Raw genomic sequence first — 16,844 nt, 5'->3', positions numbered from 1 at the left:
CCCGTACGATGTCGGGGTGGTGGCGATGACAGGACTCGAACCAGCTCCTCGGTCCCAGAGCGACGGACGCCCGCCATCGTTGCGCCAGTGGCTGGCGCCGGCGATTCCGGGCAGCAGGCTGATGGGCTGGCTCGGCCCGCTGCTCGTGACGCTGTTCGCCGGCGTGCTGCGGTTCTACGACCTCGGCAAGCCCCGTGCGGTGATCTTCGACGAGACCTACTACGCCAAAGACGCGTACGCGCTGCTGAAGTTCGGGTACGAGCACAACACCGTCAAGAACGCCGACAGCCTGCTCCTCCAGCATCCGCCGAACCTCAACATCTGGGGCACCGGCGGCAGCTTCGTCGCCCACCCGCCCGCCGGTAAGTGGCTGATCGCCATCGGCGAGTGGATGTTCGGCATGAACCCCTTCGGCTGGCGGTTCGCCTCGGCCCTGATCGGCACGCTGTCGGTGCTCATCCTGGCCCGGGTCGCCCGCCGGATGACGCGCTCGACCCTGCTGGGCACCGCCGCCGGCCTTCTGCTCGCGCTGGACGGCATGGAGCTGGTGACCAGCCGCACCGCGATCCTGGACATCTTCGTGATGTTCTGGATCCTGGCCGGGTTCGCGTGCCTGGTCATCGACCGCGACCGCACCCGCGCGGCGCTCGCCGCCAAGGTGATGGAGACCGGCAACGAGAGCGAGTTCGGCCCCTTCGTCATGCACTGGTGGCGCCTGGCCGCCGGGCTCTGCCTGGGCACGGCCGTGGCCACCAAGTGGACCGGGATCTACTACATCGCGGCGTTCGGCATCATGGTGCTGATCTGGGACATCGGCGCGCGGCGCGCCGCCGGGGTCCGCCAGCCGTACGCCGGGGGCTTCCTGCTCGACGCGGTGCCGGCGTTCGTGTCGCTCGTGGTGGTGAGCGGCGTCACGTACCTCGCGTGGTGGAGCGGCTGGATCTTCAACGCGGGCGGCTGGGGCCGCGGCCGGGTGTCCGGCAACCCGATCACCGCGTTCGTCCAGGCGATGCCGCGGCTGTGGGACTACCACCAGCAGATGTGGCACTTCCACACGACGCTCACCGTCAAGCACGACTACCAGTCCTGGCCGTGGAACTGGATGTTCCTCAAACGGCCGGTGGCGTTCTACTACACCGAGCCGTCGGGCTGCGGCGCGAGCAAGTGCTCGCGCGAGGTCCTCGGCATCGGCACCCCGGCGATCTGGTGGATCTCGATCATCACCCTGCTGGTCATCGCCGGCTGGTGGCTGGTGCAGCGCGACTGGCGGGCCGGCGCGGCGGTCGCGGGCTTCCTGGCCGGCTGGCTGCCGTGGTTCTACTTCGGCCTCGGCCACCGGACGATGTTCCTGTTCTACGCCACCCCGATGCTGCCGTTCATGGTGCTGTCGATCGTGCTGGTCATGGGCATGCTCATCGGCCCGGCCGACGCGGTGCCGATCAGACGTGTGATGGGTGCGGCCGCCTGCGGGGCGTACGTCCTGCTCGTGCTGGCCAACTTCTACTTCCTGTATCCCATCCTCACCGGCCAGATCCTGCCCTATGACGCCTGGCACAGCCGGATGTGGTTCGACTCGTGGATCTGAACGCCCGCACCCGCGTCTGGCGCCGCGGGAAGCTCGAGGAGGAGAACTTCCCCGCCGCCCGGATCAGCGACTACCTGGCCGAGCCGGACACCGTCGTGTGGCTGGACCTGTGCCACCCGGACGACGGCGGCCTGGACCTCATCAGCGAGGAGTTCGGCCTGGACCCGCTCGCGGTCGAGGACGCCCTCAGCCACCACGAGCGGCCCAAGCTCGACCGCTACGACGGACACCTGTTCTTCAACGCCTACGCCGTGCACCTCAGCGAGGAGAGCGGTGAGCTGGCCACCCACGAGATCTCGGCGTTCATCACCGACCGCGCGCTGGTGACCGTACGGGGCGATGAGGAGTTCGACCTCGACGCGCTGCGCCGGCAGTGGGACTCCTCATCCGACCTGGCCGAGCACGGCGTGGCGTACCTCCTGCACGGGCTGATCGACCTGATCGTCGACGGGCACTTCGCGGCCGTCCAGGCGCTGGACGGCGCGATCGACGACCTGGAGGAGCGCCTGTTCGGCGACGAGGTGCCCACCAGGGAGACCCAGCACCGCGGTTTCCGCCTGCGCAAGAGCCTGACCCTGCTGCGGCGCGTCGTCCTGCCGATGCGCGAGGTCGTCAACACCCTGCTCCGCCGCGACCTGCACGTGGTGCCGGAGCCGATGACGCCGTACTTCCAGGACGTGTACGACCACGTGCTGCGCGCCACGGAGTGGACCGAGAGCCTGCGCGACGTCGTCACGAGCCTGCAGGAGACCCGCATCGCGCTGCAGGGCAACCACCTGAACCAGGTGATGAAGAAGCTGACGGGCTGGGCCGCCGTCATCGCGGTCCCCACGGCCGTGACGGGCTTCTACGGCCAGAACGTCCCGTTCCCGGGCTACGACAAACAGTGGGGCTTCGTGGTCAGCCTCGCCATCCTCATCGTCACCGCCGTAGCCCTGTACACCATCTTTAAAAAGCGCGACTGGCTCTAGATCCGGTTCATCTGCGTGAGATCGATATCAATGTCGAACGGGACCGTGAGCTTCAGCAGGTCGTGGTGAATGCCGGTGAGTGAGTACGACCGAGTGGCGGGGTCCAACTCGTACACGTAGATGGTCGGCCGTCCCTCCGTGTTCTCCACCCTCCAAAAGTGGGCTATCGCGGCAGCCGCGTAGAGCTGCGGTTTCCGCTCCCGATCCCTGACCTCCGAGTCCGGCGAGACCACCTCGACCGCGAGCACGACGTCGGAGGGTTGAAAACTGGTCTTCGTCGTGTCGAGGGCCTCCTCGGTCCTGACCACGACCAGATCCGGCTCAGGGCGTTGACGTTTCCCCAGCGTGATGGTCATCTCCCGACGCACTCGCAGATGCTCGGGGACGAGCGGGCGAAGCGTGGTCTCCAGCAGAGAGATCGCCATCGTGTGGAAGTTGGCCTGGGGGCTCCCAAAGACAAGGCTGCCATCGATTAGCTCTGTGTGACGGTGACCACGGTCAGGTGAGATCGGCGGGGTCGGTGTTGGCGCCGCAGCAGATGACGGCGACGGTCTCGTCGGTGGACGGGGTATAGGCGCCGGTCAGGAGGGCGGCGTAGGCGGCGGCGGTGCCGTGCTCGACCACGATGTGGTGGTCCTGCCACAGGGCGCGGCGGGCGGCGATCACATCGGCGTCGCTCACCAGGATCGACTCCACGGCCGTGCGGCGGGCGACCGCGTACGGGATGTCGCCCACGCGGCGGGCGCCCAGGGAGTCGGCGGCCACGCCCGACACCGGCGCGTCGACCGGGCGGCCCGCCGCCAGTGCGGCGTGGAACGACGGGCAGGCGTCCGGCTCCACCGCGACCACGCGTGACCGGCCCTCCAGCGCCGCCGCGATGCCGGCCATCAGCCCGCCTCCGCCGACCGAGACCAGCACCGTGTCGACGCCGCCCGTCTGTTCCTCCAGCTCCAGCGCCAGTGTTCCCTGGCCCGCGCAGACCTCCGGCTGGTCGTACGGGTGGCCGAACAGGGCGCCCGTGTCGGCCGCGCGCTTCGTCGCGGCCTCGTACGCCTCGGCGTACTCGCTGCCGACCTGGCGTACGGAGGCGCCGAGCGCGCGCAGCCGGGCGACCTTCACCGGGGGCGCGGTCTCCGGGACGAACACCTCCGCACGCGCGCCCAGCTCGCGGGCGGCGTACGCGAAGGCCAGGCCCGCGTTGCCGCCGGACGCGGCGATCACTCCCGCCTCCGGGAGGCCGTCCGTCTCGGCCGCCGCGAGAACCCGGTTGAAGGCGCCGCGCGCCTTGAACGAACCGGTGTGCTGGAGCTGTTCGAGCTTCAGCCACAGCCGGTCGAGCCGGAGTACGGGGGTCCGCAGCACCCGCGAGTCGATTCGGGTCCGGGCCGCCTCCACGTCACCACGAGAGATCACCCATCCACCGTACCGGTCCGCGTAGGGCCGCTTTTCGGACGACCGTCCACGTACGGTCGTCGGCGCGGTTACCAGGAGACGAAAAATGGCCAAGTCCGCTCATAACAATTGGGATGCGGGCTCTTATGAAGAAACAGCGCGACACGGGATGCTGGTGCCGTGAGGGGCCCAGCGAAGACCCGCAGCGCGGCCGAGAGAGTGGCCGCTCAACTGGCGACCTGGCCCGGGCTGTCGGCCGGTCGCCCCTCCTGCGGCACCGGGCGGAGCTTCAACTTCCGCGGCGGCGAGATCCTCCACCTGCACACGGGCGAGGAGGCCGATCTCCGCCTGTCCCGCGGCTTCGTCGAGCGTCTGGACACCGTGCTGGTCGACAGCGGTCAGGTCGTCGTACGGCCCGGCGACGACTGGGTGACCGTGCTGCTCGACACCGACACGGCGGGCGCCATCCTGATCAGCCTGATGAGTCTGGCGATCCGCGCGGCCGAGGAGCCGGTGCCGGCCCGCCCCTGCACGTGGGAACGCACCCGCCCGCGGCCCCGGCTGCGCGCGCCCTGGGGCTGATCAGCGGTCGACCAGCTCGAACATGCGCTCCCAGCGGTCGGTGACCATGTCGGCGGAGAACCGCCGCACCGAGGTGCGGGCCTGACGGCCGAGCTTGGCGCGCAGATCCTCGTCGCTCATCAGGCGGGCGAGCTGTTCGGCGAACTCCGTCGTGTTTCCCGGCCGTACGAGCAGCCCGTCCGACTCATGCGTGATGAGTTCGCGGACGCCCGGCGCGCAGTCGAACGCCACGGTCGGCAGGCCGTAGGCCATCGCCTCCATCACCGACATCGGGAAGCCCTCCATGCGTGAGGACAGCGCGAAGATCGACGCTTCGTTCAGCGCGCCCTCGACGTCGGCGGTCGCCCCGGCGAACTCCACCGTCTCATCGACGCCGAGGTCCGACGCCTGGTGGCGCAGAACCTCCTCGTCGGGACCGGAGCCGTACAGGCGCAGTCGCCAGTTCGGGAAGCTCCGGGTCACCTCCGCCCACGCCTCCAGCATCATGTCCTGCCCCTTCTCGAAGGACAGGCGGCCGAGCAGTTCGACCACGGGCCGCGACAGGTCCGGCAGGGTGGACGGGACGACGTGGAGCGGGTTGGGCATGAAGTCGGCGTTGGACATGTGGTCGCGGGCCCAGGAGTCGGCGTCCTCGGTGCTGAGCACGAGGAACCGGTTCACGTCGGCGAAGTGGCGTTTCACCCGCTGGTACCGCGAGGAGGCCTTGGTCGCCTGGTAGGACTCGTGGCTCATGCCGATGACCGGCATCCCGGCCGTGTCGGCGAGCGCGACCCATTCCATCGCCCACACCTGCGCGGCGATGATGACGCCGCCCGGCCGGGCGGCGCGGAACAGGCGGCTCAGCCTGGCCGCGCCGCGCCGCTGCACCGAGCGGCGGCGCATCACGCGCAGCCGTCCCCCGCTGCGGGACGGCGGCGGGGTGTCGTGCAGGACGCTCAGCTCGTACGGCAGGTCGCGCCCGTAGTCGTGCGGCTCGGCGGCGTGCGTCACGCCGATCACGTGCACCCGGTGACCGCGGGCGGCGAACAGCCCGCCGACGTGGTGGACCCATCGTTGCAGGCCGCCGAGTTCTTCGTGGTTGTTGCAGACGATGAAGATGTCACGCATTGGAATCCCCCGTGAAGAAGCGGTCGACGACCTGCTTGGCGGCGGTACCCCGGTCGTATTCCCCGTACTTTTCGAGAAATTCACGCCTTTTCTTGGCGTACCGGGTGGTGAGGCCGGGCAGGTCGGCGAGCGCGGCGAACAGCTCGTCAGGCTCGCTCAGCACCGGTCCAGGACCCTCTTTGCGCAGGTCGAAGTAGGTGCCGCGGGACCGGACGTAGTCCTCGAGGTCGGGGGCGAAGAACACTGTGGGGCGATCGAGCAGGGCGTAGTCGAACATCAGCGACGAATAGTCGGTGACGAGCGCGTCGGAGAGCAGCAGCAGCGACGTGACGTCGTGCACCGCGCCGACGTCGCGGACCACGCCGCGCAGGCTCGGCGGCACGACCGCGGTGTTGAGGTAGTGCGGGCGGACCAGGAGCACGTGGGTCTCGCCGAGCTCCTCGGCGAACTCCTCCAGGTCGAACGGCATCTCGAACTTCTTCTGCGCCTTGCCGTTCGCCCCGGCGCGGAACGTCGGCGCGTACAGCACGACCGTGCGCTCGTCGCCGGTCAGCTTCAGCTCTTCGGCCAGCTTGGCCGTGTCGCCGCCGTTCACCAGGGCGTCGTTGCGGGGGTAGCCGCTGCGGATCAGCTCGGCGCGCACGCCGAGGCCCTTGGCGAGGGTCCGCGCGTCGTGCTCGGAGCGGATCAGGAAGGCGTCGTAACGGTCGATCGTCCGCTGGAAGCGCGACCGCCTGGCCTTGCTGCCGCGCTTGAGCTCCGGATCGTCGAACCCCATCCGCTTGTACGCCGAGCCGTGCCAGGTCTGGATGTAGGTCGTCTGCGGCCGTTTCGCGGCGTCCTGCGGGAAGCCCTGGTTGTCCACCCAGTAGCCGGCCCGCGCGAGCGCCAGGTAGTACTGCCAGGACCCGCGGCGCACGAGCCTCGCGTCCTTGGGGAAGCCGGCCGGGCTCTTGGCGTACGACCAGATCGCGGTGTGCTTCCCGCCGGACCTGCGCAGCTCTTCGTAGATGTACTTGGGGTTGTCGGAGTACTGCTTGCCGAGGTGGCTCTCGAACACGATCGTGTCGCGCCGGATCGGCAGCCGGACGAACAGCCGGTTGTAGACGGCGATCTTCGTCTTCCGGCGGGTGAAGACGTCACGCCACCGTCGTTCGGCGCGCAGCAGCGCGGTCCACCACCGGCGTCCGCGCCCGGTGGCGGCGAACCTGCGCAGCGTCGCGAGCGTGACGCGGCCGGCCCACCCGTACGCGACGAGACGGAAGGCCATCTCCCCGTTCTCCGGGATGTACGCCTCGAAGTGGTCGCCGGCGAGGCGTGTCAGGCGCGGCCGTACCGGCACCGACATCTCCATCGGCTGGTTCGCGAACAGCCGGATGAACAGCTCCTCGTCGCCGGCCTCGAGCCGCAGGCGCAGGCCCCAGCTCTGGTCGAGGAAGCCGAGCGGCCGCACGTCGCGGCCTGGCAGGACCTCGGCCGTCCAGCGCAGCCGCCCGTCCAGGTGCGTCACCTCGGCCGGCACGGCGAAGAACCGGCCGGTCCGGCTGCGGTCGCGGAACTCCAGCCGTGCGCTGAGCGGGACGCCGGCGCCGATCCGGTCCAGCGGGTTGACGACGTCTCCGGCGAGCCGGAGCACGCGCCCGTCGCGCACCATCTCGGTGACGCTTCCGCCGGGGTTCAGCGACTTGAGGGGCAGCGAGTGGATGCCGAGCTCGGTGACGTCGAGGATCCGGCGGCCCTGTTCGGTGTCGAGGTGGTCGCCGGACCAGTAGATCCGCCCGTCGCGCTCGACCAGCGGCGCGGTCAGCCGTGGCTTGCCGGTCTTGCCCTTGCCGACGTAGTCCGCGGCGCTCACCGCGCCCTCGTAGTCGCCCTGGGCGACCATGAAGCCGATGATCGCCTGGAGCTCGTGGGCCTCGTCGTACGCGCGCGGGTCGATCGTGGCCATGTACTCGCGGGCCAGGGCGAGGAACGCCTCGCGGTAGTCGTCGTCGCGGCTGCGCAGACCCCGGACGTACAGCAGCAGGTCGTGGTTGAGGAACTTCACGTCCTTGGACAGCTTGAGATCGTCGGCGCCGTACCGCGCATAGACCGCGTCGATGCGCCGGAAGATCTCCAGCCGGTCGGAGAAGTTCCGCAGCTCGGCCCGCTGGTTGGTGATCGAGAGGGTCTCGGCCTTCTCGTAGATCATCCAGTTGTAGACGCGGTGCGGGATGATGGCGATCTTCCGCGCGGCCAGGTACGCCTGCGTGCTGAACAGCAGGTCCTCATAGTGCAGGCGTTCGACGAACCGCAGGCCCTCGCGGTCGAGGAAGTCGCGCCGGTAGAGCTTGTTCGTGGACAGGGTGTCGTAGAGCAGCTCGGGGTACTCCCGCACCGAGGCGTACACGCCGCGCTCGCGGTAGACGCCGCGGTACCAGACGCGTTCCTCGTCCTTGTCGGGATAGACGCGCCAGCAGCAGCCGGAGACGAGCTCGGCCTCGTGCTCCTCGGCGGCGGCGACCAGGTTGCGGCAGGCGTGCCGATCGAGCGTGTCGTCGCTGTCGAGGAACATCAGGTACGTGCCGCGCGCCGCGGCGATCCCGTCGTTGCGCGGCTGCCCGCAGCCACCGGAGTTCTCCGCCCGGTGGATCACGCGGACCCGGTCCTCGGCCATCGCCAGCTCGTCGGCGACCGCGGCGGTCCCGTCGGTGCTGGCGTCGTTGACGATCACCACCTCGACGTCACGGTGAGACTGGCCGAGCGCGGAGCGCACGGCGGCCGGCAGCCGATCGGCATCGTTGTAGACGATGACGATCACGCTGACGTCTGTCATGAAGGAAACCCCTCGAACTCCAAGAGAATGAACACATTCCGCGGACACGTCGTAACCGGCTAACGAATGATCGACTTGGGGGGATCCTTAGGATCTGAGATGTGCCGCGTGAACGCATCCTGATCGTCGAGGACGACTCCGTCATCGGGGCCGAGTTGCTCAAGGCCCTGTCCGCGAGCGGCTACGACGCCGCGCTCGCCACGAGCGGCCGGTCCTCCGTCGCCGACGCTCTCGCCCATCCGCCGGATCTCATCCTGCTCGACCTCGGGCTGCCGGACATCGAAGGCGTCGAGCTGTGCCGCCGGCTGCGCGCCGACCTGCCGCAGACCGTGATCGTCGTGCTCACCGCCCGTACGGAGGAGTTCGAGGTCGTGGTCGCCCTCGACGCCGGAGCCGACGACTACCTCACCAAGCCGTTCCGGCTCACCGAGCTGGTCGCGCGGATCCGCGCCCACCTGCGCCGACAGAGCGCGGTGCCGGGCGACTCGGTCGTCTCGGTGGGTCAGGTCCGCGTGGACCTGCCCGCACGCCGGGTGCACGCCGCCGGAGCCGAGGTGCTCCTGCGGCCGAAGGAGTTCGACCTGCTGGCGGCCCTGGTGACGCGCGCGGGCGAGGTGGTCACCCGCGAACAGCTCATGGACGAGGTCTGGGACGAGAACTGGTTCGGCCCGACCAAGACCCTCGACGTGCACGTCTCCACCCTCCGCCGGAAGCTCGGGTCGTACGCGACCATCACGACTCTCCGCGGGCGCGGCTACCGGTACGAACGCGACGCGGACGGGGAGTGATGAGCGGTCAGGACGGTGACTGATGGCGGCTACCGTATCCACCCGCGGGCAAAAGCAAGCTAAATGTGGGGGGCGAAGAACGTCGCAGGATGAGGCGGCCGCCCTCCGCTTCGGCCAAGGAACGGGCAAGCGCGAGCCCGATGCCGTGCCCGTCGGCCGGCGCGCGGAAGACGTCGACGCCGTCGGGCACCCCCGGGCCGTCGTCGGTGACGTCGATCGCCAGACCGGAGCCCAGGTCGGTCGCGGACACCGTGATCGGCGGCCGGCCGTGCGTGACGGCGTTGTCCAGCAGGACCCGCAGGATCTGCCGTACGGCCGCGAGTGAGGCCCGCACCTCCGGCAGCTCGTCCGGCACCCGCACGGTCACGTCCGTACGGGTCCGGACCTCATCGAGCAGGGCCCGCACGTCCAGCACGCCGTGGTCGCCCGCGCTGCCGCGCGACAGCCGCACCAGGTCCTCGATGATCTCCTGCAGGTGCTCGCCGCGATCCAGGGCGGTACGGATCACCGCGTGCGGATCGTCCTCGGCCAGTCCCGCCTCCAGCCCGAGGAGCAGGCCGGTCAGCGGGGTGCGGAGCTGGTGGGAGACGTGCGCGCTGAAGGCGCGCTCACGGTCCAGCACGTCGCCGAGCCGCCGGGCGGTCGCCTCCAGGGCGCGGCTCGCGGCGTCGGCCTCCCGTACGCCGACCGTCCTGGCCCGGATGGAGAAGTCGCCGCTGCCCAGGGCCTGCGCGTCCCTGGTGAGGCGTTCGAGCGGCGCGGCGAGGCGGCCCGCCTGCCGCCGCGCCACCACGGCCGCCAGCCCGACCACGAGGATCGCCAGCGCCGCCATCAGCAGCCACGCCCGCTCCACCCGCGCCGAGATGCGGTCGTACGGCATCGCGACCCGGATCACCGCGACGATGGACTCGTCGGAGGGCACCGGCGCGGACACCGTCAGCAGCCCGTGCTCGACCGCTTCGTGGACGTGGCCGTCGTCCGCGTTCCCGGCGACGGGCGAGTAGTCCGGCCCGCGGCCGGTGACGCGCCGTCCGTCCAGGGTGTAGACGCCGACGGTCAGGCGCCGGGACATGCGGGTCACGATCGGCACCGGCCGGGGGTCGCGCGCGATGGAGTCGGGAACCTCGGCCGAGATGCGCGTGGCGTCGCGTTCGAGCGAGACGACCGCCTCGTCGCGGTACAGCCGCTGGAGCACCACCGCGAGCGGGAGCGCGAACAGCACGACCGCCGCCGCGGCGACGCCGACGATCGCGACCAGCACACGGCGCCGCAGGGGACGGCCCTCCGCCGGGGGGTTTCCGGTCATCCGGTCATTCTGCCCCCGGTCCGGCGGTGCCCCTGCCACCCTGCGGCAGGGGCCGTCTCAGAGGAGCCGGGGGCCGGTGCGTCAGCCGCAGACGTTCTTCAACGACGTCGCGCCCCCGGAGGAGGACGACTTGGCCGAGGGTGAGGCGTTCGCGCCGGCACGCCTGGCCTTCGTGGACGTGCTCGCGCTCGGAGTGCTCGCCGGCGCCGCCGTCGCGGGTTTCGTGCTGTTGGCGATGGCCTTCGCGGCCGCCTGGCGCATGACCGTCAGGCTCGGCTCGTAGACGTGGAACCCGGCGACCTTGCCCGGGTTGTAGGGCATGCTCTGGATGTCGGCGCCCTTCTTGACCGTGCCGGACAGCTTCACCAGTGCGGGCAGGAGCGCCGCGGGAATGTTGGTGGAGATGGTGTTCTTGGCGGCATTGGCCAGCTTCTGGAAGTTGGCGACGACCTTCTGCGGGTCGGCCTGGTCCGCGATGTCCTTCATCAGGCACTTCTGCCGGTCCATGCGGTGGAAGTCGTCGTCCGCGTCGCGGGAGCGGCCGTACCACAGGGCCAGGTTGCCGTTGAGGTGGTGCGTACCGGCCGAGAGCCAGCCCGTCGGCGGCTTCGTCTGGACGCCGTTCACGATCTCACCGCCGATCGGCAGGCGCTTCTCGACGTGCACGGTCACGCCGCCCATGGCGTCGACGATGTCCTTGAACCCGTTGAGGTTGACGAGCACGTAATAGTCGATCTTCAGGCCGGTGAGGTAGCCGATGGCGTCCCCGACCAGGTGCGGGCCGCGCTGACCCCTCTTGTATCCGGGCTCCAGCTCGGGATGCCGCTCGCCCTGGATGTACAGCTCGTTCAGCAGGCCCTCGCCGCCGGGGTGCTGGGGGTTCGCGGCGTCGCCGGTGTAGCCGTAGGGCCACAGCTTCCGCATCTTCGGCGGCACGGGGAACTTCTGCAGGCTGCGCGGCAGGCTGAGCAGCACGGTGTTGCCGGTCTTGGTGTCGATGCTCGCGACCGTCATGCTGTCGGTGCGGATGCCGGTACGGTCGGCGCCGCCGTCACCGCCGAGCAGCAGCACGTTGATGCGCGGCTTGTTCTTCCAGGGGTCGGACGCGTTGACGGCGGTGTTGCCGTCGCCGGCGAAGATGCTCGACAGGGTGTCGCGCAGCACGTACGTCGCGTTCGCCGCGTACACCAGCGGCGTGCAGACCATCAGCGCCATGATCACGACGAGGGCGCCGGAGGTGATCCGCATCGCGGTCGGCAGCCCCGGGGGCCGCACCACCTGGAACGAGCGGATCACGATCACCGCCCACGCGATCGCGAGCACGATGATGCCCGCGATGATGACGTTCAGCCAGGTGTCCTGGACCACCATCTCCTTGAGCTTGTCCTGGAAGGCAAGCCCGACCGTCGCCGCGCTGAAGATGAGGGCCGCGAGCAGTCCCATGAGAGTGAAGCCCGTGGCGCGGCGGCCCGCCCAGATGTGCGCGATGCCCCAGACGACGGCCGAGGCGACAGTGAGTCCCAGGGCGCGCCAGAGGCCGGCGACCGGGATCGGCTCACGGCCGTTCACCGCCCGTCCTCCGTACTGCCGCGGTGCCATGAAGTCTCCTGATCCTCTGCTCGTGGCCGGTCACAATTGTGATGAGCGCGCGATGCAACACCGTGCGAAAGGCAAAGTGATTGAATGGAAGCATTCAGTAACACTTGGCGAGGTTTGATGGATCGTACCGTACGTATGACCACACCTGCCGCGATTGCCCGGTAAGGCCCGCTCACCACGTTCGACGCCGTACGCATGGTCGGTTACGCCTGCCTCAGCCGCACGCCGTCGTCAACGAGACGGCCTTGCTCTTGTGCCGTCCGGAGCTCTTCGAGGCGCTCGGGCTCGTGCTCGGGTCCGCGCTCACGCTCGGGTCGGCGCTCGTGCTCGGGTCGGCGGTGGCGCCGGGGCTGGCGGAAGGAGAGGCGGAAGACGTGCGCCGCGCCTCCTCGCTCTCGGCGATCGCCTTGGCCGCGGCCTGGCGCATCACGCGCACGTCCGGCCGCACGTTCTGGAACTGCGGCGGCACGTACATCAGGCTGGTGATCTGCGCGCCCTGCTTCATGGTCCCGGACAGGCGGACGAGCGCGGGCAGCATCTCCGCCGGTATGTCCGTGGAGATCGTCTTCTTCGCCGCCTCGGCGAGCTTCTGGAACTTGGTCAGCACCCGCTGCGGGTCGGCCTGCTCGGCGACGTCCTTCATCAGGCACTTCTGCCGGCCCATGCGGACGAAGTCGCTGCTCATGGTGCGCGACCGTCCGAACCACAGGGCCTGCTTGCCGTTGAGCCTCCGGTCGCCGGCCTTCAGCACACCGGTCGGCGCGCTGCCGTCCTCCGGCCCGCCGTACGGGATGTCCTGACCGATGTGCACCTTGACGCCGCCCATCGCGTCGATGATGTCGGCGAACCCGAACAGGTTGACCAGGACGTAGTAGTCGATCGGTTGCCCGATGAGGTAGGAGATCTCCTCGCTGACCAGCGCGGGGCCACGGCGGCCCTTGGCGTAGCCGGGCATCATCGACTTGTCGTCCTCGGCGTCCTGGTACAGCTCGTTCAGCAGCCCCTCGTCGCCGGCCGACACCCCGGTGAACCCGCTCGGCCACCGCTTGCGCAGCCGGGGGACCACCGGGAAGTACTGCAGGTTGCGGGGGAGGCTGAACAGCACGGTGTCACCCGTGTGGGTGTCGATGCTCGCGACGGTCATGCTGTCGGTCCGCACGCCGACGCGGTCGCCCGCGCCGTCCCCGCCGATCAGCAGGATGTTGACGCGCGGCTTGTCCTTCCACGGATCGGCGACGTTCTTGACGACCGGCGGCTTCGCCTGGTCGGCATGGAAGATCGTGTGGATGGTGTCGCGCAGGGTGTAGGTGTCGCGGGCCGCCCAGACGAGCGGCGTGCAGACGCCGATGACGAGGACGACCACCACGCCGCCCGCGAGCACCCGCGGCAACACCGACAGGCCGCGCGGCCGCACGATCAGGTACGAGCGGACGACCACGGCCGACCACACGAGCGCGAGCAGGAGGATGCCCCCGATGATCCCGGCCAGCCAGTCGCCCTGGACCGCGACCTGCTTGAGTTCGTCGCGGAAGTCCAGCACGACGATGACGGCGCCGCCGATGACGAGCGCGAGGAGCGCCATGAGGAGCGAACCCACGACGCGTCGCCCCGTCGCCAGGTGGGCCACGCCCCAGACGACGGCGGAGGCGATCGTCAGCCCCAGGGCATGCCAGACGGAGCCCTCCCGCTCTTCCCCGGACGCGCCGTCCACGTCATCGTCGGCGGGGGAACCGACTCGCCCCATATGCACTCCTCTGTCCCAGACCGGGACCATAGGTCTCAACCTGTACGAGACGCGTAAAAGCCCCGTGCAGATTGCGAAGTGAACGAGGCAACACGAACGGTGACCCTAGCGGCTGATCTACGCCGATGCGCACATCCTCGGCGGATGCCAAGGTGTTACGACGATCCGCAATTGTTTTCGTCACTTTTTGGGATCCCTGCGGGCGAGGGCGCGGTCCGCCGCGGACTGCCATCATGACGCGGGTGACCGCCGGCTTCTCCCGTACGCACTGGCCCGGAACCCTCCGGCCCTACCAGGCGACGGCGCTCGACCGGCTCGACGCGGCCTGGGCCGGCGGACGCCGGCGCGCGTGGGCCGTGCTGCCGCCGGGAGCGGGCAAGACGCTCATCGGCCTGGAGGCCGCGCGGCGCCTGGCGCGCAAGGTCGTCGTGCTGGTCCCCAACACCGCGATCCAGTACCAGTGGCTCGCGCACTGGCGGCGGTTCACCCCCGCGACCGCGACGGCGGGCGCGGACCGGTCCCTCGGCGCGGATGTCACCGTGCTCACCTACCAGTCGCTGGCCATCTTCGACCCGGACGCCGAGACCGACGACGAGGGCCGCGCCCGCGGCCCGATGCGGCGGCTGCACGCCAACGGCCGTGAGCTCATCGAGCGGCTGGCCGGCGCCGGGCCGCTCACCCTGGTGCTCGACGAGTGTCACCACCTGCTCGACGTCTGGGGCCGTCTCGTCGCCGAGGTCCTCGAACGCCTGCCCGACGCGATGGTCCTCGGCCTGACCGGGACCCCGCCGGAGTCGCTGTCCCCCGCCGAGGCCGCGCTGGTCGACACGCTGTTCGGCACGCCGATCCTCGGCGCGTCCATCCCGGCGCTCGTCCGCGAGGGCCACCTCGCGCCGTTCGCCGAGCTGGCCTGGCTCACCCCGCCCACCGCGGTCGAGGCGGACCACATCGCGGGCGAGGCCGAGCGCTTCGCCGAGCTGACGACCGACCTGGTCACCTCGACCGGCTTCCTGACCTGGCTGGACGCCCGGTTCACCGCGAACACGCACGCGGTGCCCTGGACGCGTACCGAAAAGGACGAGCCGCGGCTCGCCGCCGCCGCGCTGCGCATGCACCATGCGGGGCTGCTCGGCCTGCCACCCGGCGCACGGATGCGCGAGGAGCACCGGCACGTGCCGTCCGCCGACGACTGGGTGGCACTGCTGGACGACTACGTGACGCGCGCCGCGCCCGGCGCGGACACCGTGGAGGCGATCCGGCGGGCGCTCCCCTCGGTCGGGTACACGCTGACCCGACGGGGCGTACGGGCCGCGTGGTCGCCGGTGGACCGGGTGCTGGCGCGCAGCGCCGCCAAGACGTACGCGACCGTGGAGATCGCCGCCGCCGAGGGCGCCGCGCTCGGCGAACGCCTGCGCGCGCTCGTCCTGTGCGACCACGAGCGCGCCGGGGCGCGGCTGCCCGCCCGGCTGCGCGGGGTGCTGGAGGCGGAGGCGGGCTCGGCCTGGCTCGTGCTCGGCAACCTGGTGGCCGACGAACGCACCGCCCCGCTCGGCCCGATGCTCGTGACCGGCCGTACGGTCGCCGCCGGACCGGCCACGGCGCGGGCGTTCCTCGCCTGGGCGGACCGGCCGGACCTGTCGCTCACCGAGGACGGCGGCGTGTGCGTCATCGGGGGCTCCTGGTCGGCCCGCACCTGGGTGCGCCTGGTCACCGCGTTCTTCGAGGAGGGGCACTGCCGGATCCTCATCGGCACGCGCGCTCTGCTCGGCGAGGGCTGGGACGCCCGCGGGGTCAACGCGCTCATCGACCTGACCTCCGCCACCACCACGACCTCGGTGGTGCAGACGCGCGGGCGCGCCCTGCGGCTCGATCCGTCCTGGCCGGAGAAGGTGGCCAACGTCTGGACCGTCGTCTGCGTCGCCGACGGCCACCCGAAGGGCGCGGCGGACTGGCAGCGGTTCGTCCGCAAGCACCGCGGCTACCTGGCCGCCGCACCGGACGGGGAGATCGTGTCCGGGGTGGCGCACGTCGACGCGGTGTTCTCCCCGTACGCCCCGCCGGCGCCGGGTGAGCTCGACGCGGTGAACGCCGCCATGCTCGCGCGGGCCTCGGCGCGCGAGGCGACCCGCGAGGCCTGGCGGCTCGGCACCGGGTTCCGTGACGAACTCGTGCACACCCTGCGGGTGCGCGCGGCCCGTACGGCGGGCGCGCCGGTACGAGAGGAAGAGGCGGCACGTCCGGAGCCGCCGCCGGTCGTGCCCGCGGCGGCGTGCGCGGTCCCGGCCCCGGCCCGCCCGGTGAGTGCCGCGACGGCGCTCGCCCTCGCGGGCGGCGGCGCGACGCTCCTGCTGCTGACCGTACTGACCTGGGTCGCCGTGCTGCTCGGCCTCCCCCTGCTGGCGACCGGAACGTTCCTGGGCGTGCGCCGTGCGCGTGCGCTACGCCGGGCGGAACGCCTGCTGGAAGAGGCCGCGGGCGATCCTCCGCTGCTGCGGTTCGCCTGCGCCGTGGCGGACGGACTGCTCGCCACGGGCCTCTCCCGCCGCGGGGCCGAGGGCGTCGTCGCGCGGGTCGAGCCGGACGGGTCCTACCGGCTGTCGCTCGCCGACGTCGACACGGTGACCTCCGAACGCTTCGCGCTCGCCCTGGACGAGGTCCTCTCCCCGATCGCCGCGCCGCGCTACGTCATGCCGAGGTACGTCCTGCGCTCCGCTCCGGTACAGGAGTGGCTGGCGGGTGCCGCGCGGGCGGACGGCGTCGTCTACCACGCGGTGCCGGCCGTCCTGGGCCAGAACCGGGGCCGCGCCACCGCCTTCGCACGGGCGTGGAACACCTGGATCTCGGCCGGCGAGCCGGTCTACGCCAACACTCCGGAGGGAGAGGGCGTCCTCGCCACCCATCGGGGTGAGGACCCGCTGTCGGCCACGACCGTGCTGCGCGTGGCCTGGGACTGAG

At 70.7% G+C, this 16,844-nt stretch carries 12 protein-coding genes; 5 read left to right on the top strand and 7 right to left on the bottom strand.

The annotated features are described in order from the left end of the window. Positions 1-79: 79 nt before the first annotated feature. Both ACQEV1_RS11770 and ACQEV1_RS11765 read left to right on the top strand, forming a co-directional pair. Positions 80-1,585 (top strand): dolichyl-phosphate-mannose--protein mannosyltransferase, encoded by a 1,506-nt coding sequence (locus ACQEV1_RS11770; protein ID WP_349497948.1) that lies wholly within the window; start codon positions 80-82, stop codon positions 1,583-1,585. Beyond that, complete coding sequence (locus tag ACQEV1_RS11765) at positions 1,576-2,556, top strand: magnesium transporter CorA family protein (protein WP_285618805.1); 981 nt, start codon at positions 1,576-1,578, stop codon at positions 2,554-2,556. The genes ACQEV1_RS11770 and ACQEV1_RS11765 overlap by 10 nt, the downstream gene beginning before the upstream one ends. Here ACQEV1_RS11765 and ACQEV1_RS11760 read toward each other — a convergent pair. Both ACQEV1_RS11760 and ACQEV1_RS11755 read right to left on the bottom strand, forming a co-directional pair. Further along, entirely contained in the window at positions 2,553-3,065 is a 513-nt protein-coding gene (locus ACQEV1_RS11760; RefSeq protein ID WP_433405883.1) for a Uma2 family endonuclease, read from the bottom strand. The two genes, ACQEV1_RS11765 and ACQEV1_RS11760, sit on opposite strands and share 4 nt — an antisense overlap. Further along, on the bottom strand, positions 3,055-3,969 hold the full coding sequence (locus ACQEV1_RS11755) for a threonine/serine dehydratase (RefSeq protein WP_433393671.1): 915 nt from the start codon (positions 3,967-3,969) through the stop codon (positions 3,055-3,057). Before ACQEV1_RS11755 ends, ACQEV1_RS11760 begins: the two co-directional genes overlap by 11 nt. Before the next feature lie 159 nt (positions 3,970-4,128). Between ACQEV1_RS11755 and ACQEV1_RS11750 the strand changes: the two genes are divergently transcribed. Further along, the gene (locus ACQEV1_RS11750; protein ID WP_285618809.1) at positions 4,129-4,530 is read left to right on the top strand and encodes a luciferase family protein; all 402 of its coding nucleotides are present in this window, start codon (positions 4,129-4,131) and stop codon (positions 4,528-4,530) included. Here the strand turns inward: ACQEV1_RS11750 and ACQEV1_RS11745 are convergent, their stop codons facing one another. Continuing rightward, entirely contained in the window at positions 4,531-5,637 is a 1,107-nt protein-coding gene (locus ACQEV1_RS11745) for a glycosyltransferase (protein ID WP_433393669.1), read from the bottom strand. Beyond that, positions 5,630-8,452: a bifunctional glycosyltransferase/CDP-glycerol:glycerophosphate glycerophosphotransferase gene (locus ACQEV1_RS11740; protein WP_433393667.1), complete on the bottom strand. Its 2,823-nt coding sequence runs from the start codon at positions 8,450-8,452 to the stop codon at positions 5,630-5,632. The genes ACQEV1_RS11745 and ACQEV1_RS11740 overlap by 8 nt, the downstream gene beginning before the upstream one ends. 119 nt (positions 8,453-8,571) lie before the next feature. Here ACQEV1_RS11740 and ACQEV1_RS11735 point away from each other — a divergent pair, with 119 nt between their 5' ends. Beyond that, positions 8,572-9,240: a response regulator transcription factor gene (locus ACQEV1_RS11735; protein ID WP_433405881.1), complete on the top strand. Its 669-nt coding sequence runs from the start codon at positions 8,572-8,574 to the stop codon at positions 9,238-9,240. A gap of 7 nt (positions 9,241-9,247) precedes the next feature. Here the strand turns inward: ACQEV1_RS11735 and ACQEV1_RS11730 are convergent, their stop codons facing one another. The 3 genes from ACQEV1_RS11730 to ACQEV1_RS11720 all read right to left on the bottom strand — a co-directional run bounded on the left by ACQEV1_RS11730 (position 9,248) and on the right by ACQEV1_RS11720 (position 13,889). Next, positions 9,248-10,546, bottom strand: coding sequence for a histidine kinase dimerization/phospho-acceptor domain-containing protein (locus tag ACQEV1_RS11730; protein WP_433393665.1), 1,299 nt, complete (start codon positions 10,544-10,546; stop codon positions 9,248-9,250). Positions 10,547-10,627: 81 nt separating this feature from the next. Beyond that, positions 10,628-12,145: an LCP family protein gene (locus ACQEV1_RS11725; protein ID WP_285618812.1), complete on the bottom strand. Its 1,518-nt coding sequence runs from the start codon at positions 12,143-12,145 to the stop codon at positions 10,628-10,630. 214 nt (positions 12,146-12,359) lie between these two features. Further along, positions 12,360-13,889, bottom strand: coding sequence for an LCP family protein (locus ACQEV1_RS11720; RefSeq protein ID WP_433393662.1), 1,530 nt, complete (start codon positions 13,887-13,889; stop codon positions 12,360-12,362). Between the two features lie 233 nt (positions 13,890-14,122). On the opposite strand from ACQEV1_RS11720, the gene ACQEV1_RS11715 reads away from it, so the two are divergent. Next, positions 14,123-16,843, top strand: a complete 2,721-nt coding sequence (locus ACQEV1_RS11715; RefSeq protein WP_433393660.1) for a DEAD/DEAH box helicase family protein — start codon at positions 14,123-14,125, stop codon at positions 16,841-16,843. The last annotated feature ends 1 nt before the right edge of the window (position 16,844 follow it).

It is taken from the genome of Actinoallomurus sp. CA-142502 (assembly GCF_050936355.1).
Classification (GTDB): Bacteria; Actinomycetota; Actinomycetes; order Streptosporangiales; family Streptosporangiaceae; genus Actinoallomurus; species Actinoallomurus iriomotensis.
This window is presented reverse-complemented; position numbering and strand designations above follow the sequence as displayed.